General features: G+C 43.6%; 25 protein-coding genes, 1 riboswitch and 1 other annotated feature. Of the genes, 8 read left to right on the top strand and 17 right to left on the bottom strand.

What is annotated here, in order from left to right; translation table 11 throughout:
- Positions 1-61: 61 nt before the first annotated feature.
- A riboswitch (TPP riboswitch) is annotated at positions 62-170 on the bottom strand.
- A gap of 61 nt (positions 171-231) precedes the next feature.
- Positions 232-2,076 carry a monovalent cation:proton antiporter family protein gene (locus tag MOB98_RS06820; protein ID WP_268359546.1) on the bottom strand — a complete coding sequence of 615 codons (1,845 nt, stop codon included), beginning with the start codon at positions 2,074-2,076 and terminating at the stop codon, positions 232-234.
- Between the two features lie 231 nt (positions 2,077-2,307).
- Here MOB98_RS06820 and prpE point away from each other — a divergent pair, with 231 nt between their 5' ends.
- Positions 2,308-3,042 carry a bis(5'-nucleosyl)-tetraphosphatase PrpE gene (gene prpE / locus MOB98_RS06815; protein ID WP_268359544.1) on the top strand — a complete coding sequence of 245 codons (735 nt, stop codon included), beginning with the start codon at positions 2,308-2,310 and terminating at the stop codon, positions 3,040-3,042.
- A 12-nt stretch (positions 3,043-3,054) separates the two neighbouring features.
- Here prpE and MOB98_RS06810 read toward each other — a convergent pair whose 3' ends face one another.
- Genes MOB98_RS06810 through MOB98_RS06795 form a run of 4 tightly spaced genes read right to left on the bottom strand, consistent with a single transcriptional unit; the run spans position 3,055 to position 5,820 of the window.
- The gene (locus tag MOB98_RS06810; RefSeq protein WP_268359541.1) at positions 3,055-3,954 is read right to left on the bottom strand and encodes an RluA family pseudouridine synthase; all 900 of its coding nucleotides are present in this window, start codon (positions 3,952-3,954) and stop codon (positions 3,055-3,057) included.
- A gap of 14 nt (positions 3,955-3,968) precedes the next feature.
- Positions 3,969-4,769 carry an NAD kinase gene (locus tag MOB98_RS06805; RefSeq protein WP_003224622.1) on the bottom strand — a complete coding sequence of 267 codons (801 nt, stop codon included), beginning with the start codon at positions 4,767-4,769 and terminating at the stop codon, positions 3,969-3,971.
- An 18-nt stretch (positions 4,770-4,787) separates the two neighbouring features.
- The gene (yjbM, locus tag MOB98_RS06800; protein WP_003245294.1) at positions 4,788-5,423 is read right to left on the bottom strand and encodes a GTP diphosphokinase; all 636 of its coding nucleotides are present in this window, start codon (positions 5,421-5,423) and stop codon (positions 4,788-4,790) included.
- Positions 5,424-5,451: 28 nt separating this feature from the next.
- Positions 5,452-5,820 carry a hypothetical protein gene (locus tag MOB98_RS06795; RefSeq protein ID WP_003239263.1) on the bottom strand — a complete coding sequence of 123 codons (369 nt, stop codon included), beginning with the start codon at positions 5,818-5,820 and terminating at the stop codon, positions 5,452-5,454.
- Positions 5,821-5,943: 123 nt separating this feature from the next.
- Between MOB98_RS06795 and MOB98_RS06790 the strand changes: the two genes are divergently transcribed.
- The 5 genes from MOB98_RS06790 (at position 5,944) to MOB98_RS06770 (ending at position 9,308) form a co-directional block, all read left to right on the top strand.
- Positions 5,944-6,516, top strand: a complete 573-nt coding sequence (locus MOB98_RS06790; RefSeq protein ID WP_268359538.1) for a CYTH domain-containing protein — start codon at positions 5,944-5,946, stop codon at positions 6,514-6,516.
- A 14-nt stretch (positions 6,517-6,530) separates the two neighbouring features.
- The gene (locus MOB98_RS06785; protein ID WP_268359535.1) at positions 6,531-7,277 is read left to right on the top strand and encodes a lytic transglycosylase domain-containing protein; all 747 of its coding nucleotides are present in this window, start codon (positions 6,531-6,533) and stop codon (positions 7,275-7,277) included.
- A gap of 254 nt (positions 7,278-7,531) precedes the next feature.
- Positions 7,532-7,930, top strand: a complete 399-nt coding sequence (locus MOB98_RS06780) for a thiol management oxidoreductase (protein ID WP_268359533.1) — start codon at positions 7,532-7,534, stop codon at positions 7,928-7,930.
- Positions 7,927-8,826 (top strand): protease adaptor protein SpxH, encoded by a 900-nt coding sequence (gene spxH, locus MOB98_RS06775; protein ID WP_268359530.1) that lies wholly within the window; start codon positions 7,927-7,929, stop codon positions 8,824-8,826. Before MOB98_RS06780 ends, spxH begins: the two co-directional genes overlap by 4 nt.
- A gap of 314 nt (positions 8,827-9,140) precedes the next feature.
- On the top strand, positions 9,141-9,308 hold the full coding sequence (locus tag MOB98_RS06770) for a hypothetical protein (protein WP_268359528.1): 168 nt from the start codon (positions 9,141-9,143) through the stop codon (positions 9,306-9,308).
- Between the two features lie 37 nt (positions 9,309-9,345).
- On the opposite strand, the gene pepF is transcribed toward MOB98_RS06770, so the two are convergent.
- The 4 genes from pepF to MOB98_RS06750 all read right to left on the bottom strand — a co-directional run bounded on the left by pepF (position 9,346) and on the right by MOB98_RS06750 (position 13,461).
- On the bottom strand, positions 9,346-11,175 hold the full coding sequence (gene pepF, locus MOB98_RS06765) for an oligoendopeptidase F (protein ID WP_168780813.1): 1,830 nt from the start codon (positions 11,173-11,175) through the stop codon (positions 9,346-9,348).
- A 229-nt stretch (positions 11,176-11,404) separates the two neighbouring features.
- A complete protein-coding gene (locus MOB98_RS06760; protein WP_268362299.1) occupies positions 11,405-12,556 on the bottom strand; it encodes a competence protein CoiA family protein in 1,152 nt (383 codons plus the stop codon).
- A 156-nt stretch (positions 12,557-12,712) separates the two neighbouring features.
- Entirely contained in the window at positions 12,713-13,369 is a 657-nt protein-coding gene (gene mecA / locus MOB98_RS06755; RefSeq protein WP_003239278.1) for an adaptor protein MecA, read from the bottom strand.
- A complete protein-coding gene (locus MOB98_RS06750) occupies positions 13,336-13,461 on the bottom strand; it encodes a hypothetical protein (protein WP_119913679.1) in 126 nt (41 codons plus the stop codon). Before MOB98_RS06750 ends, mecA begins: the two co-directional genes overlap by 34 nt.
- 184 nt (positions 13,462-13,645) lie before the next feature.
- On the opposite strand from MOB98_RS06750, the gene MOB98_RS06745 reads away from it, so the two are divergent.
- Positions 13,646-14,302, top strand: a complete 657-nt coding sequence (locus MOB98_RS06745) for a TerC family protein (RefSeq protein WP_268362296.1) — start codon at positions 13,646-13,648, stop codon at positions 14,300-14,302.
- A 42-nt stretch (positions 14,303-14,344) separates the two neighbouring features.
- On the opposite strand, the gene spx is transcribed toward MOB98_RS06745, so the two are convergent.
- From spx to oppA, 8 genes are all read right to left on the bottom strand, one after another.
- Positions 14,345-14,740: a transcriptional regulator Spx gene (gene spx, locus MOB98_RS06740; RefSeq protein ID WP_003239281.1), complete on the bottom strand. Its 396-nt coding sequence runs from the start codon at positions 14,738-14,740 to the stop codon at positions 14,345-14,347.
- Between the two features lie 180 nt (positions 14,741-14,920).
- Positions 14,921-15,499: a GNAT family N-acetyltransferase gene (locus MOB98_RS06735; RefSeq protein ID WP_003224597.1), complete on the bottom strand. Its 579-nt coding sequence runs from the start codon at positions 15,497-15,499 to the stop codon at positions 14,921-14,923.
- A 146-nt stretch (positions 15,500-15,645) separates the two neighbouring features.
- A complete protein-coding gene (locus tag MOB98_RS06730) occupies positions 15,646-16,860 on the bottom strand; it encodes an MFS transporter (protein WP_268362301.1) in 1,215 nt (404 codons plus the stop codon).
- Between the two features lie 105 nt (positions 16,861-16,965).
- A complete protein-coding gene (gene oppF, locus MOB98_RS06725; protein WP_003239287.1) occupies positions 16,966-17,883 on the bottom strand; it encodes an oligopeptide ABC transporter ATP-binding protein OppF in 918 nt (305 codons plus the stop codon).
- Position 17,884: 1 nt separating this feature from the next.
- Positions 17,885-18,961, bottom strand: coding sequence for an oligopeptide ABC transporter ATP-binding protein OppD (oppD, locus tag MOB98_RS06720; protein WP_268362293.1), 1,077 nt, complete (start codon positions 18,959-18,961; stop codon positions 17,885-17,887).
- Between the two features lie 4 nt (positions 18,962-18,965).
- A complete protein-coding gene (gene oppC / locus MOB98_RS06715; RefSeq protein ID WP_268362290.1) occupies positions 18,966-19,883 on the bottom strand; it encodes an oligopeptide ABC transporter permease OppC in 918 nt (305 codons plus the stop codon).
- Between the two features lie 3 nt (positions 19,884-19,886).
- A complete protein-coding gene (oppB, locus tag MOB98_RS06710; RefSeq protein WP_268362288.1) occupies positions 19,887-20,822 on the bottom strand; it encodes an oligopeptide ABC transporter permease OppB in 936 nt (311 codons plus the stop codon).
- 107 nt (positions 20,823-20,929) lie between these two features.
- Positions 20,930-22,567, bottom strand: a complete 1,638-nt coding sequence (gene oppA, locus MOB98_RS06705) for an oligopeptide ABC transporter substrate-binding protein OppA (RefSeq protein ID WP_268362285.1) — start codon at positions 22,565-22,567, stop codon at positions 20,930-20,932.
- A 471-nt stretch (positions 22,568-23,038) separates the two neighbouring features.
- Positions 23,039-23,252 (top strand) — a binding site (T-box leader).
- Between the two features lie 58 nt (positions 23,253-23,310).
- Between oppA and trpS the strand changes: the two genes are divergently transcribed.
- Positions 23,311-24,303 (top strand): tryptophan--tRNA ligase, encoded by a 993-nt coding sequence (gene trpS, locus MOB98_RS06700; RefSeq protein ID WP_268362282.1) that lies wholly within the window; start codon positions 23,311-23,313, stop codon positions 24,301-24,303.
- Positions 24,304-24,347 lie beyond the last annotated feature (44 nt).

Raw genomic sequence — 24,347 nt, 5'->3', positions numbered from 1 at the left:
ATAAATAAAAAAACCACTTTCCCGCAAGGAAAAGTGGTTTGGAATTGGCATAGTAAAATACACAAATACCGCTCCACTTCCCTACGCAGGTCTGAACCTGTTCAAGTTATGAGGGTCTAAAAGTCACACTTTTATCTCAGCCCTTATGAAGGACACCCCTAGTGGTTATACGAATACATATTGAATTGTTCTGCACCTCTATATTAACACGAATCCCTAATTGGTCAAGATTTAACCTTCCAATGTTTTCTTAAGCTCCGTTACGTACTCGCGAGATCCGGTGACAATTAAGCGGTCTCCAAGTTTCAGCCTTGTGTCTCCATGAGGAACGATGCTGTCCACACCTCTGAAAATCCTGACAAAAATGACGTCGCCTGTTAGAGGGAATTCCCGCAAAATGACACCGTCGTATTTGCTGTTTTCCATATTAATTTGATACAGCGAAGATTCTTGGTTCGTGAGCAGCTTCATGACGCCTGGGGCTTCTATCAGCGCGCGAAGCAATGTTTTTGTCGACAGCAGAATAGAAAAGATGCTAATCCCCTGCTCCTTCAGAGCTGCTTCATTCTCAGGTGATCCGACGCTGGCAATGACTCTTTCTGTGCCTTTTTCTTTTGCAAGTAGTGCAATCTCGGCATTCATGTCTTCATTCCCTGTCGCCACAACGAGGATATCCGTATCAAAAATATCGAGTGAATCTAGGGTTTCAGGCTCATAATCAGCAATCGTCTCAACCGTAAACACTGATTCTGACAGCTTTTCCTCCGCATTCTCTTGATAAACGTGCACAACCCGCACGTCATACTCGTTCTCCGGCAGCTCAAGTGTAACAGGCAAAGTCATTTGATTGGCGCCGATGAACGTAATCGTCTTTTTCTCCTCAGGCTGCTCTTCCCGTTTGTACAATTTTTTAAAACAGATCGGCGTAAAAATACTCGCAATGACGGCTACTAAAATTAGCGCTCCTGACATATTTGCGCTGATCACGTGAAGCTGCTGGCCGATCGTCGCAGCGGCAATCACGAGCGAAAGCGTTGATGTCAGCAGGAAACCAGACGCGAAAACGGTTCGGTTATCATACCACTTCTTTAGGTACATAACAGGAATGATTTTGCTGACTAACAGCGCCAGAAGCAGAAGCGGAATCATAATTAAAATGGTTTTATCCTGGAAAAGAGTCCAAATATCCAGCTTCACACCGACCATCACAAAGAAAATCGGTATTAAGAACCCGTAGCCAAATGAATCCAGCTGCTGAACAAGTTCTTTGTTTGGCGAAAGAAGGGAAACAAGAACCCCCGCTAAGAAAGCGCCGAGAATATTTTCTGCCCCAAGTGATTCAGACAAGGCAACAAGGACAATAATTAACGTAAAAATGGCACGTGTCCCGATCTGGATCGTCCCTTTTGACATGGACTGAACAAAAGAGCGATGTTTAAAGACCCGGCCGAAAAAGTAAAGCACCACTCCGGCCGCAAACAGGATCATCAAGAGCCACATGTTTCCGCTGTCCTCTCCGTATAAAGAAGAAAAAACAGCTAGAAGAATCATCGTGGCCAAATCAGCGATAACAGCAACGAGCAAAATAATCTGCCCGATATTTGAATTCATGATCCGTTCTTCTTTTAACGTTGGAACGACAACACCTAATGAAATCGTTGAAATAATAAGTGTCATTAAAAAAGCATTTTGGATAAACCCTGCCAAGACGAACCCATAGGACAGCAGCAATGATAAAATAAAAATACCGGCAAAAATAATAGATGCCGCAGCAAACGTATTAGGCGCTTCCTTGCCGTTCGGCAGAAGCTGCTTTTTCTTTCCTTTCTCAAATGATGAAAAATCAATTTCAAGCCCGCTTAAAAACATTAAAAAGATAAATCCGAGCATAGAGAGTGTCTGAAGCCATGTATCACCCTCCACAACCAAATCAAGGCCGCTTTTACCAATAATCAGCCCCATAATGATTTCAGCAACAACAACCGGGATGCTGAGTTTAAACCGATGCAAAAGGATGGGTGTTAAAAATGCAACGATTAGTACAACAACTAAAGATGCGACAGATGTATGCGCCATAATCAGAACCTCCTTTTAAGATCAGGGTTATGTCAGTTCTCAATTAACAAACAGAACCTCATGTTTCAAAAACATAACGCGATTTTAACAAGGGTTAAGACGAAAAATAAAGTAATAAGCCCTTAATCCTATTTAGAAAATGATTCTTCTATAATTTGCACATAAAAGCTTGTGATGACTCACAGAACTTTGCTTCATAATAAATAAAACAATCGGCAAGGAGGATACCGCATGGCTTACGATATCATCAGCGATATTCATGGCTGCTATGACGAAATGACTGCATTAATCCAAAAGCTTGGCTATACAATCAAAAATGGAGTGCCTGTCCACGAGGAAGACAGGGTGCTTGTTTTTGCCGGAGATTTAACTGATAGAGGGCCCAAATCAATAGAGGTCATCCGCTTTGTAGCCAGTGCCTACGAAAAAGGCGCTGTACGTTATGTCCCGGGAAATCATTGCAATAAGCTGTACCGCTACTTAAAAGGAAATCCCGTAAAAGTCATGCATGGCCTCGAAACAACAGCGGCAGAGCTTGATGAACTTTCTAGAGAAGAAAGAAAAGCGGTCAGTGAACAGTTTATGAAACTGTACGAAACGGCGCCGCTTTACGACATCTTACATAACGGAGAATTAGTTGTCGCACACGCTGGCATAAAAGCTGACGATATCGGAAAATATACCCGCAGAGTGAAGGACTTTGTGCTTTACGGAGATGTGACGGGTGAAACATATCCGGACGGCAGACCCGTCAGACGCGATTGGGCGTCAGCCTATAACGGAAAGGCTTGGGTAGTATACGGCCATACACCTGTGAAAGAGCCTCGAAAGGTCAATCGCACCATCAACATTGATACAGGCTGTGTGTTCGGAAATCAACTGACAGGCTTTCGTTTTCCAGAAATAGAAACCGTATCTGTTCCAAGTTATCTGCCATACGACGAATCAAGATTTCGCCCCATATAAAAAAGGAGAGAATCACTGATTCTCTCCTTTTAACAGTTTTTGCATATCCAGAGGCAGTGAGGCATGAAACGTCATTTTTTCCTGCGTCAGCGGATGGATAAACGAAAGGTGCTCACTGTGCAGCGCCTGCCGGCCAATTTCCTGTCTTGTACCGCCATACAGTGTATCGCCGCACAGCGGGTGCCCGAGGTAGCTCATATGAACACGAATTTGGTGTGTCCGTCCAGTCTCGAGCTGCAATGTCACCGAGGTGATATCGTCAGTTGCACGTGTAACGTAAAAATGAGTAACAGCCTTCTGGCCGTCCGGTGTCACCATCCTCTCAATAATACTGTCAGGATGTCTGCCAATCGGAGCATCGACTGTTCCCTTCGCTTGTGTCATCCGTCCGTGGACCACTGCCGCATACCTGCGTTTCACAAGCCCGTTTTTTTGAGCCGATGATAAAATGGAGTGGGCAAAACGATGCTTGGCAACGAGCATGACACCAGATGTATCCCGATCTAGCCGGGTGACAAGATGTACTGTCGCCTGCACTCCGTTTTTTTGATAATGATGGATAATTCCATTCGCCATGCTTCCGGAAGGGTGCTCTCTCGAAGGGATTGATGATACGTATGGCTGCTTGTTTATCACAAGCACGTGTTCATCCTCATACAGGATATCGAGCGGAACAGGCTCTGCCAACAGCGTCTCGCTCACCTGTTCCTCAGGAAACTTCACGGCAAAAAGATCTCCTGCTCTCAAAACGTATTTAACCGTTACATGCTCGCCGTTGATCAGCAGGTCTCCCCCGCCAAACTTGATATCAGTGAGCAAACGTTTCGAAATTCCCAGTTTACCGGCATATTCTTTTACAGTCATCCCGTCCTCAGCGGAAGTGATGTTCTTTTTGATAAAAAAATGCTCCACGATACGTCCTCTTTCTATTCACCTTTTCCGATAAACGAATCCTGGACTCTTTTCCAAAAAGGAAACGGACGGAATCTCGCAAACCTGACATTTTCAGATGCAACCTGGCAGCGGATCGACTTTACATCCTTATGGAGAAGGGTTAAATGGTCAATCGTCACTTGAAAGTCAACTTCGTTTCTCGGCTTGATCATGCAATCATGATGGGAAGGGAGAAGCAGCGGCGATCCGACCGTCCGGAAAACCCGGTTATTAATAGAAGCCATTTCTGCGAGCTGGATCGCCCTGATAGACGGATGGATAATCGCTCCGCCCAGCGCCTTATTGTAAGCTGTACTGCCAGAAGGCGTTGACAGGCAGAGGCCGTCGCCCCGGAAGGTTTCAAAAAGCTGTCCCTTGATTTCCACATCAGCCACAAGGCTTCCTTCTATGCTTTTAATCGTACACTCATTCAAGGCTAGATATCTTTCCTCCCGCTCGTTTTCGTGATAGGTTACAATCACTTCAAGAAGCGGATATTCAACTGTATGATACGGCGTTTTCGCGATCGCGAGAACAAGTTTTTCAATTTCATGAGGAACCCAGTCGGCATAAAACCCCAGATGACCCGTGTGAACGCCGACAAATGCAGTTTTGTCCAAGCGGTCGCTGTATCTGTGAAAAGCGTACAATAGCGTTCCGTCGCCTCCGACTGAAATGACGATTTCCGGTTCATTTTCATCCAGTTCCATATCAAAATCCAATAAATACGCCTGTATTTTGCTTTTCAGCGTATCAGAAACTTGATCTCCTTTTGATGATACGGCAAATTTCATGCTTTTCTTCCCCTTTACCTATTGTTGCTCGCTTCCTTTTTTCTTTCTTGAAAAGGCAGCTTGAGCTTCCTGTACTTCACCCCTGATCTCCGACATCTCTTCATCAAGCCGGGAAGCCGCTTCAGAAGCACGCTGAAGCCTTAGTTTTACTTTTTCAGGAATGTTTCCGCTGTATTTATAATTCAATGAATGCTCAATGGTCGCCCAAAAATTCATCGCCAGCGTACGGATCTGTATTTCCACGAGAACATGCTTTTCTCCGGACACCGTCTGTAAAGGATACAGCACGACAAGATGATATGACCGGTACCCGCTCTCTTTATGTTCCGCAATATAATCCCTCTGATCCACAACGGTGAAATCTTTTCTGGCAAAAAGCATCTCTTTCACGATTTGGATGTCATCAACAAATTGGCACATGATTCTAAGGCCTGCGATATCCTGCATGGTCTCAATTTCATGCAGCGGTATGCTTTTCCGTCTCGCTTTTTCAAGTATGCTCGCCACAGGCTTGACGCGTCCGGTCACAAATTCGATCGGCGAATGGTCATCCTCGTATTCGTATAGCGTGCGGATCCCTTTGAGCTTCACTTTCAACTCTTCGACAGCCTGGCGGTACGGCACTAAAAAACGCTCCCATTGTTTGTCATCCATCATACATCCCCCAATTCCGAGCCAGTTTCTATAAAAACACGCGCTTCACTTTTTCTTCCATTTCTTCTCCGTAGTTCGCATTATCTTTAATATTTTCTAAAAGATACTCCAGTTCCTCATGCAGGCCTGCAAGTTCAATCGTTTCGTCTCCTGCCTCTAAAACAACCGGAATTCTTTGTGCATGGGCCTGCTTCAGTTCCGGCCATACATGTTCCTTTATAATGACATATTCAAAAGAATCAGCTAATTCAAGTATGTATACAAAAGCAAAGTGGTCAGAATCAACAAGCATTTGACCTGACGGCTTGCGTTCTGCTTCGTTTCCTTCCGTCTCACAGGCAAGGCGAAGCTGATCATCCGATAATGTGGCGTTCAAGATTTCGATTCTGTTTTGCATAATGCTCTCCTTTTTAAACAAAGTACAGATTCATTTTATCATATCAAGCTCGATATTGATAAACCTAACATCTCAAGAGATAATAGTAAAAATAAGATTTACAGGGCGGAAAGGAAGAACAACATGAGCCAAGAAATTGAAATAGAATTTAAAAACATGCTGACCAAACTTGAATTTGAAAAGATAACAGCAGCACTTCAGCTGACAGAAAAAGATTTTATAGATCAAAAGAATCACTATTTTGACACAGACGGCTTCTCGCTGAAACAAAAACACGCTGCGCTTCGAATCCGCAGAAAAAAAGGTGAGTATGTCCTGACGTTAAAAGAACCGGCAGATGTAGGGCTTCTGGAAACGCACCAGCCGCTTTCAGAGGTATCAGACCTTGCCGGCTTTACAGTTCCCGAAGGCCCTGTGAAGGACCAGCTTCACAAGCTTCAGATCGATACAGACGCCATTCAATATTTTGGATCTTTAGCGACAAACCGCGCTGAAAAAGTAACAGAAAAAGGCTTAATAGTTTTAGACCACAGCCGATATTTAAATCAAGAGGACTATGAAATCGAATTTGAGGCGGCAGACTGGCATGAGGGCAAACAAGCCTTTGAGGAGCTGCTTCAGCAATTCAGCATTCCTCGGCGCGAAACCAAAAATAAAATTCTTCGTTTTTATGAAGAAAAACGAAAGTCTATATAAGGTGGAATGACATCGTGAATGTAACGAATTGGGCAGCTTTACTTCAGCTTCAGGCATTACAGTCCATATCTAATGCAAGCAGCACGGGAACTCAGAATGCGGAAAGCCCGCTCACCAGCTTCAGCTCTCTGCTCAGCCAATATACAAACGGCCTGACATCTCAGCAGCAGCCAACTGCATCTTCTGCATCTTCTGCATCGTCAAGCCCGCTCAGCATGCTGAACAGCGCTTCTTCAACAGCGCCGTCACTGCTTTCAGCATATGGGCTTAACCCATCTACAAACAGCAATTCAGGTTATATCACAAAGGCGGCAGAAAGCACCGAAACAGCTGCTGCAGATTCTTCTTCAACCAAACAAGAAGCAAAACAGATCAGTTCGGGAGACTTCTCCATTGACAGCGCGATCAAAAAAGCCGCTGATAAGTACGGCGTTGACGAAAAACTGATCCGTGCCGTTATCAAGCAGGAATCAGGCTTTAATGCAAAAGCGGTAAGCGGAGCAGGTGCGATGGGCTTAATGCAGCTGATGCCGTCAACGGCAAGCTCACTTGGCGTTTCCAATCCGTTGGATCCGCAGCAAAATGTGGAGGGCGGAACGAAATATTTAAAACAATTGCTGGATAAATACGACGGCAATGTGTCTATGGCATTAGCGGCTTACAACGCCGGACCGGGAAATGTCGACCGATATGGGGGCATTCCTCCTTTCCAGGAAACGCAAAACTATGTAAAAAAAATAACTTCAGCATATTACGCGTAACCAGAGCGGCTCTTGCCCTCTGGTTTTTTTGCGAAGTGAAATCTTACGCATTCCTGATTTTTATGTGATATGATATGAAATACAAACCCCGGCTGTCGCCGAAACTTATCATCAAACGCAGTAAAGGCAGTTTGTTTGTAGAAATGATGCCTTGTTGCTAAAATAAATCATAGATGAAATGATGAAATACAGAAAATTACTTTTTGCAATAGGATTTATGATTCCTATTAGCCATATTTAAAGGAGTAGTCAACATGGGACAATCGTTTAACGCACCTTATGAAGCGATTGGAGAGGAACTTCTATCGCAACTTGTTGATACTTTTTATGAGCGTGTCGCGTCTCATCCTTTGCTGAAGCCGATTTTTCCGAGCGATTTAACGGAAACCGCCAGAAAACAGAAACAATTTCTGACTCAGTATTTAGGCGGGCCTCCGCTTTATACGGAGGAACACGGCCACCCCATGCTCAGAGCAAGGCATCTCCCCTTTCCAATTACTAACGAGAGAGCTGATGCGTGGCTCAGCTGTATGGACGAGGCAATGGACCATGTAGGGCTGGAGGGCGATATTCGCGAGTTTTTGTTTGGCCGGCTGGAATTGACAGCAAGGCATATGGTGAATCAAACGGAAGCGGAGGATCGATCATCTTGACAAATTATCAGCATGAGCAATACTTCGCCCATTGCCACGGTCATCCAAAAAAACCGCTTGAAATTTACATGTTTGTAGATCCTTTATGCCCTGAATGCTGGTCCTTAGAGCCCGTGATCAAAAAGCTGAAAATCAGATACGGACGCTTTTTCACCTTACGCATTATCGCTTCGGCAAGCCTTACCGCTTTAAATAAGAAACGGAAAAAGCATCTTCTCGCAGAGGCATGGGAAAAGATCGCAAGCCGCTCCGGCATGTCGTGTGACGGCAATGTCTGGCTCGAGCAAGATCAGCCGCTTTCCTCGCCTTACATGGCTGCACTCGCTTTTAAAGCAGCCGAACTGCAGGGAAGAAAAGCCGGCATGCAATTTCTCAGAAATATGCAGGAGAGTCTGTTTGTTTCAAAGAAAAACATTACCGATGAAAATGTGCTTTTGGACATTGCGGAAAAAACGAATCTCGATCTCGAGGAGTTCAAAAACGATCTGCATTCTCAAAGCGCGGTCAAGGCGCTTCAATGTGACATGAAAATTGCTGCTGAGATGGACGTTTCTATTAATCCGACGCTGACATTTTTCAATACACAGCATGAGGACGAAGGACTAAAAGTACCCGGCAGCTATTCATATGATGTATATGAAGAAATTTTATTCGAGATGCTTGGCGACGAGCCGAAGCCGTCGGAAACACCGCCTCTGGAATGTTTTATTGAATATTTCCGCTTCGTTGCCTCGAAGGAAATTGCTCTCGTATATGACCTTAGCCTTGAAGAGGTAGAAAAAGAAATGAAAAAATTGGCGTTTGCTAAAAAGGTTGCCAAAGTGGAAGCCAAACACGGAATGTTTTGGAAATCCCTCAGCACTTATTCTGATGAATATCAATCATGTGAAAAATAGCCGCAGGCGTATATATGCTTGAGGCTGTTTTTTTTGCTCCGTAACCAAACATACGTTCTGTTAAAAGCATGAAAGAAACCGCGCCGGGATAAGCGCGGTTTCATATGTCTTAACGACAACAAAGGGGATGGGAGAAATTTTTCACGGTCAAACAAAGGGGTAATGTTTGTTTGTGATCAATTTCACATCCTTATGATAACAAATGATGTCGACTTTTGACAACCTCTATGCTTAATGTTCATATTTTTGTCACAAAACATAACGAAGTACATTCACTCATATCCTAATAAGGAACAAGGACGAGGAGGACCGCTATGATGTATACTGTGATCTCAATTGTGTGCATAGCCGTTTTTTTCTGTTTGAATTTATTAGGCATGATGCATATGCTGCCGCTTTATATTACCTCTCCCCTGCTGTTTCTGTCTATTTTGTTTACCCTCTACCGCCTGAACCACCGGAAAACCTTTAAAGGGTTTTAAAAAAGCCTGTGCATCATTTCGCACAGGCTTTCTTTTTTTAGGACTGCTTGACTTTCATCAGCAATTCTTCCATTTCATCAAGTTTTTCTTCAAACATTTTGCACGCAGCTTCGATCGGCTCTGGAGACGTCATATCAACGCCTGCTTTTTTCAGCACATCAATCGGGTATTGCGAGCTTCCCGCTTTCAGGAAGTCAATATAACGGTCAACCGCCGGCTTTCCTTCTTTCAAAATCTGGCTGCTTAACGCTTGGGCAGCGCTGTAGCCTGTCGCATACTGGTACACATAGTAATTGTAATAGAAATGCGGAATTCGCGACCATTCAAGGCCGATTTCCTTATCAATCACCATGCCGTCTCCGAAATACTTTTTATTCAGATCGTAATAGACATTCGTCAGAAGCTCAGGTGTAAGCGGCTCCCCTTCTTGCGCCTTTGTATGGATCAGGTGTTCAAATTCAGCAAACATCGTTTGTCTGAAGACCGTTCCTCTGAACCCTTCAAGCATATGGTTGAGAATATATAACCGCTGTTTTTCATCCTCTAAATTGTTCAGCAGGTATTCGCCAAGGAGCGCTTCGTTTGTCGTTGACGCAACTTCCGCGACAAAGATGCTGTAATTGCCGTATGGATATGGCTGGTGCTTTCTCGTATAGTAGCTGTGTACGGAATGGCCAAACTCGTGCACGAGCGTAAAGAGATTATTGACGTTATCATGCCAGTTCATCAAAATATACGGATTCGTGCCATAGGCTCCTGATGAATAAGCTCCATTGCGTTTGCCTTTATTTTCGTAAACGTCGACCCAGCGGTTTTCCAGCCCTTCTTTCAGGATGGAGGCGTATTCCTCTCCTAAAGGTGCAAGGCCTTTCAGCATGTAATCTTTGGCTTCCTCGTACGTGACCTTCATCCCCGCATCCTTCACAAGCGGTGTATACAGATCATAGATATGCACCTCATCAAGCTCAAGCACTTTCTTTCTGAGCGCGATATAACGGTGCAGCAGCGGCAAATGCTTATTAATCGTTTTGACGAGATTGTCGTATACTTCCTCAGGAATACTGTTGTTAGAAAGCGCAGCTTCACGCGCTGACTTGTACTTTTTCACTCTCGCGTAGAAGTTGTCCTTTTTCACAGTGCCGCTTAAAGTCGTGGCCATTGTGTTTTTATATTGTCCGTATGTTTTATACACTGCGTCAAAAGCATTTTTGCGGACTTCACGGTTTTCACTTTCTAAGAAATTAATAAAGTTGCCGTGAGTGATCTGTTTTTCATTCCCATCTTCATCTTTAATGGACGGGAATGTAATATCGGCATTATTTAACACGCTGAACGTATTGGAGGATGAACCCAGTACCTCAGAAGCTTCGGCAAGAAGAGCCTCTTCCTTCTCGCTCAGCACGTGCGGGCGTTCTTTTGTTATTTCCTCAATCGCATGGGAATACAGTTTCAGTTCTTCTTTTTCAAGAATAAACTGCTGCAGTTTGTCTTCTTCTATGGATAAAATTTCCGGAACCAAATAAGCTGTCGCGCTTGCGGCCTGTGTATACAGGTTGCCCGCCTTGTCATTCAGCCCCTGGTAAAAGGAGTTCCCGGTATCCTGGTCAGAGCGCATATGCGCATATGTGTACAGCCTTCCCAGCCGTTCCATCACTTTATCTTGATACGTAAGAGCCTCGTATAAATGATCAGCTGAATCTGCCAGCTTTCCTTTATACTTAGATAGATTCGGAATTAATTCTTTTACAGCTTGAAATTCTTTATTCCAGGCCTCATCACTAGGAAAAATATCCTCAAGTCTCCATGTGTCTTCTGCCTTTACCTCACTTCTGTCAGGCAGTTGGTTTGCTTTTTTTTCCTCAGCCATGGTGATCCCCCTCGTCTTCTTTGATTCAAGCCAATTGAAAAAACAGCTGTTTCTCAATAAACTTGTGTTGTGAATATCTTCCGGTTTTTCACTGCCTTTTGTCAAATCATATGCAGTAATGAAGAGAACGAATGCCAAAAAAGCAGTAAAAACACGAAAAATCCTTCCTTTTGTGCCTTTCACAGCCAGCCCACCACCTTTGTCTTAGGGTGAGCCAAATGAGACAAACTCATTCTATAAAACAGCTGCGGTCTCTTTCTATGAGATCCTGCATTGAGCGTATGCCCTCTGCAGGCTGATTCAGCACATATACTTCTTTCTGAGTCTCCCTTAAAAATCCCTTCTTGCACAAAAAATCAATGTACTGTCTAACAGCTTCAGAAAGACAATCTTCTCTGCATTTGGACCTGACCGCAATGTTCTTTTTGCGAATATGCAGTTTGCACTGCTGCAGGATGGCTGAGAAGCGGATTGGCACACGTTTATAACCTAGATCTGTAATAAACAGATAAAGAAACCCCTGCCACACAAAAACCGGACTCTTAAAAACAGCCCCTTTGATAACAGGAACAAACACTTCGGTCGGAAGAAAAGAAAGGGACGTCTGCCGCTTTTCATAAAATAGCTGCCTGAGGCGGTTTGTTTCCTTTGAGATGAAGCGATGAGGTTTATGCCGAAAACGGTGAATCGCTTTCGTCCAGCTGGAATATTCAAATGAAGGCGTAGGATCAGTGAAAAATAAATCATTCGCATCTGCCCGATGGATAGGAATCGTTTGAACCGAGGAATAAGAATGGTTTGTGTAAAACGGAATGATGTGGCTGAGCCGGCGGAAGGAACGTGTTTCCGGGCAATAACATATCATTTCCTTGTTTGGGCTTGCATTGATAAACTGCCAATGAAAAGCAGACAGCTGATAAAAGGATGGAGCAGTTCGTTTTAAGCGGCTGTTTCCCACAATCCACTGCGGGAGGATTCCTTCTTGTTTAAAGCCCTCTGTACGCATTTCAAAGACATCTGGAGCAAGAGTGGCACATTGGTATTCAACAGCAAGCAAGCGTCCCTTGATCTTTGCCATGATATCGGGTCTTTGATTGATTTTCTTGATATATGGTTCTAATAGCGGAGAAGCCTGTTGCGTTTTCAGCCATACATACAGCTGTCTCTTTCCTTCTAAGTGGTAGGCGCTTTCCGGTTCTATGTCTATCGAGCAGGACTTGTTTTGTTTATGGGCAAAATGCGGCGCTTTTTGAGATCCGAGCTTCACATCAAGCTCTCCTCCGCACGCCGGGCAGAAGAATCGTCTCCGCTTTAATGTCCGGCTTCGCTGAGCCCCTAGAAGGTGAACCATTCGGCCGTCTTCAGTCACAGCACTAAACACTTTTCATCTCTCCTTTCCAGATGAGTATACTTTCTGGAAAAGATGGTCAACTCCTGTTCTCTGTATGGTCAGCCCGTATGTATGTTTTTGATTTCTTGTTTCAAAAATGGCTTTTTAGTGCATAAAAAAACCGATTTCCGGAAAGAAATCGGTTTGCTATGATGCAAAGTGTTTTTTTATTGTTTCTAGAGCATGCTCTGAAATAATCAGCTTGCCGTACTCTTCAAGACGGTGTATGCTGATTGAGGATTCATTTGCGTACTCCAACAGGATGCTTAGCTGATTTTCAACCTCTTCATCAGTCATATTGCAAAAATCTACATATAAATAATATCGGTTCTCAAACGAATATAAAGTCGTTTTGCTTCCGTTAACGTTCAATTTAGATAGAGAAATAACATCCTCAAAATCGCCAAACCGCAAGACAAATTGAAGCTTTTGCTCCTTCTCTTCCTGATTGACGGCTTGCTCTTCCTTCTGGAAATCATCCAGCAGGGCGTCAAGATCCTCAGATGCGGGTTCTTGCTTTTTATCCTCAGGAATCGGCAGTTCGAGCTTTTGTCCGTCTTTGGAAAGCTGGGCTTTTGTGACGATGATTTCTAATCCTTTGTCCAGTGCCTGAACTTGAATCCAAAGAGGGCCTTCCACAGCGAATTCCTCTTCTTCATGAACTTCATCCATGACTTCCCAGAACAGTTCTTCACTGCGCTCACGGTTATACCAAATTTCTTCTCTGTCAAAACCGCGATCTTCAATATCTCCATAAGACATATAAAATTTTACTGTATGCTCGTTAATTCTTTCAATTTCCATTTGCCAACCTTCCCTTCTATATAAGATGTTGAAGGGACATCTAAGCTCCCGATTAATTGTACTTTACTACACTTTACCCATTCCGTCCACATCTTAACCTTGATGCAAGGCCAGTGTGAATTCCTTTGTATTTCTATTTTATGATAAAACAGTCACAAAAGAAATAAAAATGCACCTTTGACCAAAAAACGGCAGATCTCCGGCTGATATCATAAAATGCGGCCTGTCTCATATAGTAGTAGTACAAGCGATGGAACGAAAGCGAGGTGCCGATTCATGGAGCATGACTATCTGATTTCTCTGCTTGTCATCATTGGAATCGACCTGATCCTCGGCGGAGATAATGCGGTCGTCATTGCCATGGCCAGCAGAAATTTGCCGGACAAGCAAAGACAGCAGGCCATTATTCTTGGGACATTTATTGCCGTTGCTATGAGAATCGGATTAACGAGTGCAGCGGTATATCTTTTGCATATTCCTTTCTTGCAATGTGCCGGCGGAATTTTCCTGCTGTATTTGGGATATCAGCTGCTGATTGAAAAAAAAGACACGCAGCATGTCAAAAGCAGCACCTCCTTATGGAGAGCGATACGAACGATTGTGCTTGCAGATCTCTTTATGTCGCTGGACAATGTCATAGCAGTTGCGGGAGCATCTCACGGTGAGTTTTCACTTGTTATCATAGGTTTGTGTGTATCGGTGCCGGTTATTATTTGGGGCAGCAAACTCATCCACATTGCCCTTGAGAAAATACCGCTTCTGATTTACGCGGGAAGCGGGCTGCTTGCTTATACAGGCGGAGAAATGATTGTCAGAGACAAAAAACTGTCTTTTTTTATGGAGCAGCACGCCGCAGTCGAAACGCTCCTCCCCATTTTAACGGTCGCATTTGTCATCCTTGCCAGTATTTATTATCAGCAGGTTGAAAAATAAAAAGAAGGCTGATGACTCAGCCTTCTTTTATGATACGATCTATTAGTTTGCCAAACGCTGTGCTTCTCTTAATTGGAAAGAGCGGACTTTTCTTGGGAGGAAACGTCTGATTTCGTCTTCGTTGTATCCGACCTGTAAACGTTTTTCGTCGATGATGATCGGACGGCGAAGCAAACCTGGGTGTTCGTTGATCAAGCGGTACAAGTCTTGCAGCGGCATAGATTCAACGTTCACATTCAGTTTTTGGAATACTTTTGAACGGGTTGAAATGATTTCATCTGTTCCGTCCTCAGTCATTCGCAGAATTTGTTTTATTTCATCAATTGATAAAGGTTCAGAGAAAATGTTTCTTTCTTCAAATGGAATATCATGCTCCTCGAGCCACGCTCTCGCCTTTCTGCATGAAGTACAGCTTGGTGATGTGTATAGTGTAACCATTCATCTTCACTCCTCTAATTAGTAGGATGAACATCTATTTTATTCTTAAATTGAAATTACTCTAAAAAAGGAATCTTTACAGGTATTATACTATAAAAAAGTAAGTGTGAACAGTATCCTAAGAAAAAAATGTGTCAATCCAGCAAATTTTTATTTTTTATCATATGTTCTGATTCTCAATTAGCTTAACTGATCGAAAATGTTTTTTTGTTTTTCTTCATCAATGAGTTTCAGGACCTCATCTGTTTTTTCGTACGATTCCCCGTACCATTTCTCATCTTTATAAGTATGAATGTTTTCATATGTCTGTTTCATGGCTTCAAGAATTTCTTCTTCTGATTCTGTTTTCGGTGACCAGTACAGAATCTCCATCTTGTTTACTTCATTCGTAGCCAATGACCGGCGTCGGTACCCAATTGACTGAGCATGCTTGAAATGCTCTCTTTGATAAAACCTCAGGCGTTTTTCTGTATCTGTATCATCTTCATCCACAGGCTCCACCTCGAGCAAGATCGGCTTATTTTTCTTTTTCAGCTTTGCGATCAATTTGCCGCCAAGCCCCTGCCCTCTTGCATCCTTTGACACATACAGATAATCAACGAAGATAAAAGAATCGAATTCCGCAAACATTAAAATATGATGTTTGCCTTCATCTTTATGATAAATATCGCTTCGCTCTTTCAGAAGAGCTTCCATATGCGCTTTTGATTTCATTTCTTCAATTGGAAAGTACTCGCTAAGCTTTTCGTACCAGTTCATTGATTTGCTCCTTATGAGTTCATTGTCTTCATACTTTTAGATATACCCCATTTCTTCTTGTTTAAACAGCTTTACATCTATAAAGACGTACGAACTTCCGCCATGGTTTCATTTTTTTCTGCAAAATACGGAGCCAGCTGCTCCGTTCATTTTGACGTGCGCCTGTAATGAAGCAGCCGGGGCTGCGCCAGTGCAATAAGAAACGTCACTCCATATAATGCAGCAGACGTGATAAAAGCTGTTTTCGCACCAGCGGCGTCAGCCACGAACCCCATGATGGAGTAAGTGACGCCTGACCACGGAGTCAAAATCGCATTTTTGGCAGCCATGATCCCAATACGCTTCTGCTCGGGAATAGCCTCCTGCAGCACCGTTTCTTGGCAAATATCACGCACCTGATAAAAAGGCCCCATTGCAGCGCAAGCCAGAGCACATACAAACGGGAGTGGAGAAAGTGAAAACAAAAGGGTCAGCACAAACATCACAAGCGAGCAGTACATAATCGCATAGCCCATGTTTCGCTCAAAAAAAGCAGAAAAACGAATGGCGATCACACTGCCTGCAATTGCACCTATAAAATAAGAGGCGTTAAACATCCCCCACCATACCTCTGTTTCATGTAAAACAGCCGCTGTAAATGCGAGAAGAATGGCAGACGACCAAACAGAACCGGCCAAAGCTTCTATCATGTCCATTACCGTAATGTCTCTTACAACCGGGATGATCATTACATCCTTCCATATGCCTCCAGCAGATGCTGTTTCAGCAGTTCCATCATCAGTCCCTTTTTCAATTATATGAAGCAAACTGACAGAAGCACCCGAAAGAACAAACAGGCAAATGGCTGCACCGACAATGAATTCAAAAGGCACAGCATACGTCAGAAGGCCGCCAAGGCCCCAGCCTGCTGTTAAAAACAATTGATTCGTAAGCGAAATCACACCGTTCGCTTTCACATATTGCTCTTTTGGAACAATAATTGGCAGCAGCGCAAATCTTGCAGGCTGAAAAAAGGCGCCCGCAAAGGAAAAACAGAAGACAAACAACAGCGTTACCCAAAAGAAAACCTGTCCATGATGACTGACACTGTATGCCATCAGTATGGTAAAGACCGATCTCAGCAGATTGGCACCCGCAAGCACCTTTTTAAAACCAAGATTGCGAATCACTCGAGAGATGCAAAAGCTTGCCGCTATACTCGCAAACGACATGAATGATAAAACAAGACCCGCCAAAAAGACGGAGTCTGTCATTCTGTAGACCCGGACCATTAAAACGATTGTGACAAGGACTCCTGCTAAAGATTGAAGAGATTGAGACAGCAGCAGTGCAAAAACATTTTTGTTATGCAGAAATTGAATCTTATTTCACCTTCACTTTTTCCTCTAATTGTAAAGCTCTCATTCTCACTTTCTATGAGACGCAAAAAAAATCCTTCAAGATATTTCTCTTGAAGGATTGATGAATCATGAAAAAGCTTTAAATTCTGCTTCCGTGCACATCACAAAATGCCCCGGTTTAACTTCGCGGAATTCCATCGTTTCCCCATCCTTTAATTGATGGACAGACGGATCGTATTTCTGGCGGACGCGATTTCTCTCATAGTCCGGATCAGGAAGCGGAATGGCTGAAAGCAATGACTTTGTATATGGGTGAAGCGGATTTTCATAAAGCTCATCTGCCGGCGCAAGCTCAACCAGTTTTCCGAAATACATGACGCCGATGCGGTCGCTGATGTATTTGACCATCGATAAATCGTGGGCAATAAACAGGTATGTGAGCCCTTTTTCTTTTTGCAGTTCTTTCATTAAATTCACGACCTGTGCCTGAATGGATACATCTAAAGCAGAAATCGGCTCATCCGCGATAATGAATTCCGGATCAACGGCAAGCGCTCTGGCAATCCCGATTCTTTGACGCTGGCCACCGGAAAATTCATGCGGATAACGGTTGGCGTGTTCCTTGTTTAAACCGACTGTTTCCAAAAGTTCGTGAACCCGCTGCATCCGCTCTTTTTTCGTTTTCGCGAGTTTATGAATATCGAGGCCTTCAGCAATAATATCCGCAACTGTCATTCTCGGATTCAGGGATGCATATGGGTCTTGGAAAATCATCTGCATTTTCCGGTTGAATTCCAGCAGCTTTTTGCGCGATTTTTTCCCGTGCACATTTTCGCCATTGAACAGCACCTCGCCATCGGTTGCTTCGTACAGTCGAATAATGCTTCGGCCTGTTGTCGATTTACCGCAGCCTGATTCACCAACCAGCCCTAATGTTTCACCTTTGTAGATATCAAATGACAAATCGTCTACAGCCTTAACCGTTCCTCTCGGCGTGACGAAGTGCTGTTTTAAATGTTTGATTTCTAATAGTTTCTCAGTCAATTCATTCACCTTCTCTCACTAAGACAGGTTTTTCATACGTATTTGCCAGTTTGCGCATTTTTGCTTTTACCGCTTCGGGCGGCTCTACCTTTGGCGCGTCAGGATGAAGCAGCCACGATTTGACATAATGAGTATCGGACACCTTAAACATTGGCGGCTCCTGTTCAAAATCGATTTTCATCGCATAAGAGCTCCGCAGCGCAAAAGCATCTCCTTTTGGCGGATTCGTCAAATCAGGCGGCGTGCCCGGGATTGCAGTCAGCTGTTCCTCTCCTGAACTTTCCAGTGTCGGCATGGATGCAAGCAGCCCCCATGTATATGGATGTCTCGGATCGTAGAAAATCTCGTCTACCGTGCCGGTTTCTACAATCTGTCCCGCATACATGACAGCGACGCGGTCAGCAACGTTAGCCACAACACCAAGATCGTGTGTAATAAAGATGATGGAGGTGTCAATTTTCTTTTGCAAATCCTTCATCAATTCCAGAATTTGCGCTTGTATCGTTACATCAAGAGCAGTTGTCGGCTCATCGGCAATCAGAAGCTTCGGATTCGCCGCAAGAGCCATAGCAATGACTACCCGCTGTCTCATCCCGCCTGAAAATTCGTGCGGAAATTGGTTGACCCGCTTTTCCGGCATCGGAATGCCGACTAAATCCAGCAGCTCGACGGCGCGTTTTTTTGCTGCTTCCTTTGAAATTTTTTCGTGTTTAAAAAGAACTTCCGTAATTTGTTTGCCGACCTTCATCGTCGGATTTAAAGAGGTCATCGGGTCTTGGAATATCATCCCGATCTCTTTACCACGGACATTTTGCATCTCTTTTTCGGACAGCGGCACCAGGTCCTTGCCGTCAAACAAGATCTCACCGCGTTTAAAATAACCCGGAGGCATTGGAATCAGCTTCATGATCGCTTGAGAGGTCACACTTTTTCCAGAACCCGATTCCCCGACGATGGCCAGCGTTTCTCCTTTATCCAAATGGAAATTCACTCCGCGGATCGCCTGAACTTCTCCGCCATATGTTTTAAATGAAATCGCTAAATCTTTTACTTCCAATAGGCGTGTCACCCGTATCACTCCCTTATTTACGTAACTTAGGATCCAATGCGTCTCTTAATCCGTCGCCGACCACGTTAAAACCAAACATCGTAATGCAGATGAAACCGGCAGGGAAGAATAAACGCCACGGATAATAGGTCAATGCAGGCAATCCGTCAGAAGCCATCGTTCCCCAGCTTGCCAGCGGAGCCGGAACACCAAGCCCCAAATAGCTTAAAAAGGCTTCTGTAAAAATCGCAGTCGGAACTGTCAATGTCATCGTGACCAAAATGGAACCCATTGCGTTTGGCACGATATGTTTAAACAGGAGACGGGATGTTTTTGCACCAAGTGTCTGTGAAGCAAGCACATATTCCTGATTTTTCAGCTGCAGCACTTGTCCGCGTACGATTCTGGCCATATTAATCCAGCCCGTAATGGTCATGGCAATAATAATGGTTAATAGCCCTTTCGGCAGAACAACCATCAGTAAGATAACCATTAATAATGAAGGAACTGCCCAAAGGATATCGGCAATACGCATCATGATTTCATCGGTTCTGCCTCCGCGGAAGCCTGAAATACTCCCCCAAATGACGCCGATCAGCAAATCAAGAACAGCGGCAGCCACACCGATAAAGATGGAGATTCGCGCCCCTACCCATGTACGGACGAAAATGTCGCGTCCAAGGTCATCTGTTCCGAACCAATGATCTTTTGAAGGCGGCTTATCTGCATTTAAGAGATTAGTAGTTGAATAATCATACCTTGAGAACATCGGCGCAAAAATCGCCATAAGGATAATGAGCACAATAATGATAAGCCCGACCATTGCAAGCTTATTGCTGCGGAAGCGAAGCATCGCATCTTTCCAGAGGGAAAGGCTCTTTTTACTTATTTTTTCTGCATCGCCGGCATTCGCTGCGGCTGGTTCAAACATGTTTTTTGGAATGTTCTGCATGGCCTAGGCTCCTTTCTTTGCTTTGGAAAGCTTAATTCTAGGATCAATAATGCCGTATAGCACGTCTACGATTAATACACACAATAGAAGGATGACACTGAAGAACACGGTTACACCCATAATGACTGTATAATCACGGTTTGTAATACTGTTGACGAAGTGTGCACCAAGCCCCGGGATACCAAAAATGGTTTCAATAATGAAGCTTCCCGTTAAGACCTGTGCGGCCATCGGACCCATATATGTAATGACTGGCAAAAGCGCGTTTCGGATAGCGTGCCGCACTGTAACTGCCGGACGGGACAGCCCTTTTGCTTTCGCTGTGCGGATATAATCACTGTTTAACACTTCGATCATGCTTGAACGGGAAAGTCTGGCGATAAACGCCATCGGCATGGAAGCAAGTGCGATTGAAGGCAAAAAGGTGTATGCCCAGGACTCCCACCCTGCGACCGGAAACAGCTCAAGCTTCATGGAGAACACATATTGCAGAACAGCCGCCATGATAAAGCTCGGAACTGATATACCAAAGATTGTTAAAATTGCGACGGTATAATCCTGCCACTTATTATGGTAAAGGGCTGCAATGACCCCAAACAATACACCTAACGCTAAAGCGAGGAGAATAGCTTCTGCTCCAAGAGTGAATGAAACGGGGAAACCTGAACTGATCAGGTCGTTAACACTCTGACCTTTATATTTAAATGACGGTCCGAAATCCCACATTGCAACTGATTTCAAATAACTGACGTATTGTACAAACAGCGGCTTGTCCAAGCCATAATGCGCATTTAAGTTTGCTTCAATTTCAGGCGGAAGCTTTTTCTCGCCTGAAAATGGCCCGCCCGGTGCTGCCTGCATTAAGAAGAATGTCACAGTTACAATCACAAATAATGTGATAATCATATAGACTAAGCGTCTTCCGATATATTTTAGCAAGGGGGAACACCTCCATGGTTTTTACTTTTTTATACTCCATCAGCAAGAAAGGTATATGGGGCTTTTCTCCCCATATACCTTGAGGTCTTTTATTTTCAGACGAAGCCTTATTTAAAATATGCGTTTCTGAAATAAACCTCACCAGTACCTGGCATGATAACACCTGTTAGGTTTTCATCCTGTACCCAAGTATCAGTATAGAAATAGATTGGGGCAACCGGCATTTCATCAATGAAAATACCTTCTGCTTTTTTCAGCAGCTCTGCACGTTTTGTTTTATCTGTTTCAGTTTGCGACTGGTTCAAAAGTTTTTTGAATTCTGGGTTTTCCCAGCCCGTATCGTTATTTCCTCCGTCTTTGTCACGGAACAATTCAAGGAAGTTAATAGCATCATTGAAGTCGCCAAGCCAGCCCATACGGCCGATTTGATAGTCTTGGCTGTGGAGCTTATCGATATATACATTCCATTCTGAGTTATCAAGCTCAACATCTACGCCTAAATTTTTCTTCCACATTTCTTGTACGGCTTGAGCGATTTTCGCATGTGCTTCATCAGTGTTGTAAGACAATTTGATTTTCGGCAGGTCAGATGCCTTGCTTAAGCCCATTTCTTTCAGGCCCTTTTCAAGGTATTCTTTTGCCGTTTTGATATCGTTGTCTTTGAAGTAGCCTTCTTTGTTATCTTCAAATCCCTTCATTGTCGGCGGCACCGCAGCCATTGCCGGGATTTGCTCTCCCTGAGTAACGTTTTTGACAATCGATTGACGGTCAATCGAATATGTTAAAGCTTTACGGATATTTACGTTGTCTAACGGCTTAGCTTCAGTGTTGAATTTGTACCAATAGACACCTGCAATCGGCTCAACATGTAAAGAACCGTCTTTCTTCAAGGTAGGCAGAGATTCTGTCGGAAGCTGTCCGAGCGGCATACCGGCCCAATCAAGTTCGCCAGCTTGGAATTTTTTCAGTTCCGTATTGTTATTATTGATCATGACCATATTGATTTTCTTCAGTTTGACTTTGTCTTTATCCCAATACTGATCATTTTTTTCAAGCTTGATAGATCCGCTGTGCTTCCATGCCGTCATTTTGAACGGCCCGTTTGATACATAATCATCTCCGGCATTTGTGTTCCACTTTTTATTTTTCTCTGCAATTTTCTTGTTGATCGGCATATACGTATAGAACGCAGTTAATTCAGTGAAATATGGAGTCGGGTTATTTAATTCAACCTTTAGCGTTTTGTCATTTACAGCTTTTACTGCCACATCATCAAGACTGCCTTTGCCGGTATTCGCCGCTTCAGCACCTTTTATGTAGTAGAGCTGGTATGCATATTGTGATTCGTTATTAGGATCAAGCGCCCATTTCCAAGCATATTCAAAGTCTTGTGCTGTTACAGGGTCGCCGTTTGACCATTTTGCGCCATCACGAATTGTAAATGTATATGTCTTTCCATCTTTGCTCGTTTCAATTTTAGAAGCCACGCCTTCTTCAGGTTCACCATCTGCATTGATACGTGTCAATCCTTCAAAAGTCTGACGGATGACACCGCCTGATACTGAATCATTTGCCAAACCCGGGTGTAAGGAGAACGGCTCAGTTTTAATATTAATGTTGAGTGTCGTCTTTCCTTTGCTGTCTTTTTTCCCTTCACCGTTTGACCCGCTGCCGCCAAAGCCGCATGCGCTCAGCACGAGAGTGAAAATGAGCATCAACGTGACAATCGACCAACGTTTTTTCATATTCACAAACCCCCTAATAATAATTTTTTCAGCTCCTTACGGCTAAATCCTCAGAAATATCAGACAAATGAACCTAAGTTTCCATAACTTTTATTCTGTTCCGTCTTTTCTGATTATTTTTGTAAAAAAGCTGTAACAATAGAGTGAACAAGTTCATTATAATGAAACAAATAATTTATTGCAATATTATTTTATCAATTTAAAATATTTAAACTTCGTTAGTTTTTCTTCCACGAACATAATATCCTTCTACCATTTAAAGCATAAATTGATTAAAAACTATTTTACGAGTTTTCCGGCCATATTGCTTTTTACATATAATATCTTGCGGTTTCTACGCTGATAGCAGTTATCATTTAGGGTTTTACAGCGCCCGTGTTATTTATATTATTACAATATTACCGGGAAAAAGAATGTTTTTTCATGATGACAATTGGTTATAATTGATTTATAATGAAGCAATCAAAAGAAAAGCGTGCTATGAAAAAGAGTAGTACACATTTCACCCGTTTGAAGAGAGTCTGCGGTGCTGGGAGCAGATAACGGGCAATGTGGAATGGACTTTGGAGCAGCTGACCGAACCCGAAAAAGTAGGCTCAGCCGGAGCAGTCTCCGTTACAAACGTCAGAGTGATTCCATTTTAATGGAATAATCAGGGTGGTACCACGGTTCATTCGTCCCTTTTTTACAGGGGAAGAATGAGCCTTTTTTATTATGCTTTAAGAAATGAGGTTGATGTTTTCATGAAACAAACGATTTTTTCAGGTATTCAGCCAAGCGGCTCCGTTACGCTCGGCAACTATATCGGGGCAATGAAGCAGTTTGTCGAACTGCAGCATGATTATAACAGCTATTTTTGCATCGTGGATCAGCATGCGATAACCGTGCCTCAAGACCGGCTTCAGCTAAGAAAAAATATCCGAAGTCTTGCGGCGCTTTACTTAGCTGTCGGACTTGATCCAGAAAAAGCAACATTGTTTATTCAATCAGAGGTTCCCGCGCATGCACAGGCCGGATGGATGATGCAGTGTGTTGCGTATATCGGAGAACTTGAACGGATGACTCAATTTAAGGACAAATCCAAAGGCAATGAAGCTGTCGTCTCCGGCCTGTTAACGTACCCGCCGCTGATGGCCGCTGATATACTGCTGTATGGAACGGATCTTGTGCCTGTCGGCGAGGATCAAAAGCAGCACCTTGAGCTGACGCGGAATCTTGCAGAACGTTTCAACAAAAAATACAACGACATCTTTACGATTCCGGAAGTGAAAATTCCAAAAGTCGGGGCGCGTATCATGTCTCTGAATGATCCGCTGAAGAAAATGAGCAAATCTGATCCGAACCAGAAAGCTTATATTACATTGCTGGATGAGCCGAAGCAGCTTGAAAAGAAAATCAAAAGCGCTGTGACGGATTCTGAAGGCATTGTCAAATTCGATAAGGAAAACAAACCCGGCGTTTCAAACCTTCTTACGATTTATTCAATCCTCGGCAATACAACAATTGAAGAGCTTGAAGCAAAGTACGAAGGGAAAGGCTACGGCGAGTTTAAAGGTGATTTGGCAGAAGTCGTGGTTAACGCATTAAAGCCGATCCAGGATCGCTATTATGAACTGATTGAATCTGATGAATTAGACCGGATTCTTGATGAAGGCGCGGAACGGGCAAACCGGACAGCAAACAAAATGCTGAAAAAAATGGAGAACGCCATGGGACTTGGCCGAAAAAGACGCTGATCAAAAAAAAACCGCTCTTTGTAAGGGACTGACCCCCGTTTTTG

Origin of the sequence: Bacillus sp. N13C7, assembly GCF_026790065.1 — a bacterium.
In the GTDB taxonomy this organism is placed as follows: Bacteria; Bacillota; Bacilli; order Bacillales; family Bacillaceae; genus Bacillus.
The sequence above is the reverse complement of the archived record's forward strand: the minus strand, read 5'-3'. Positions and strand labels throughout refer to the sequence as shown.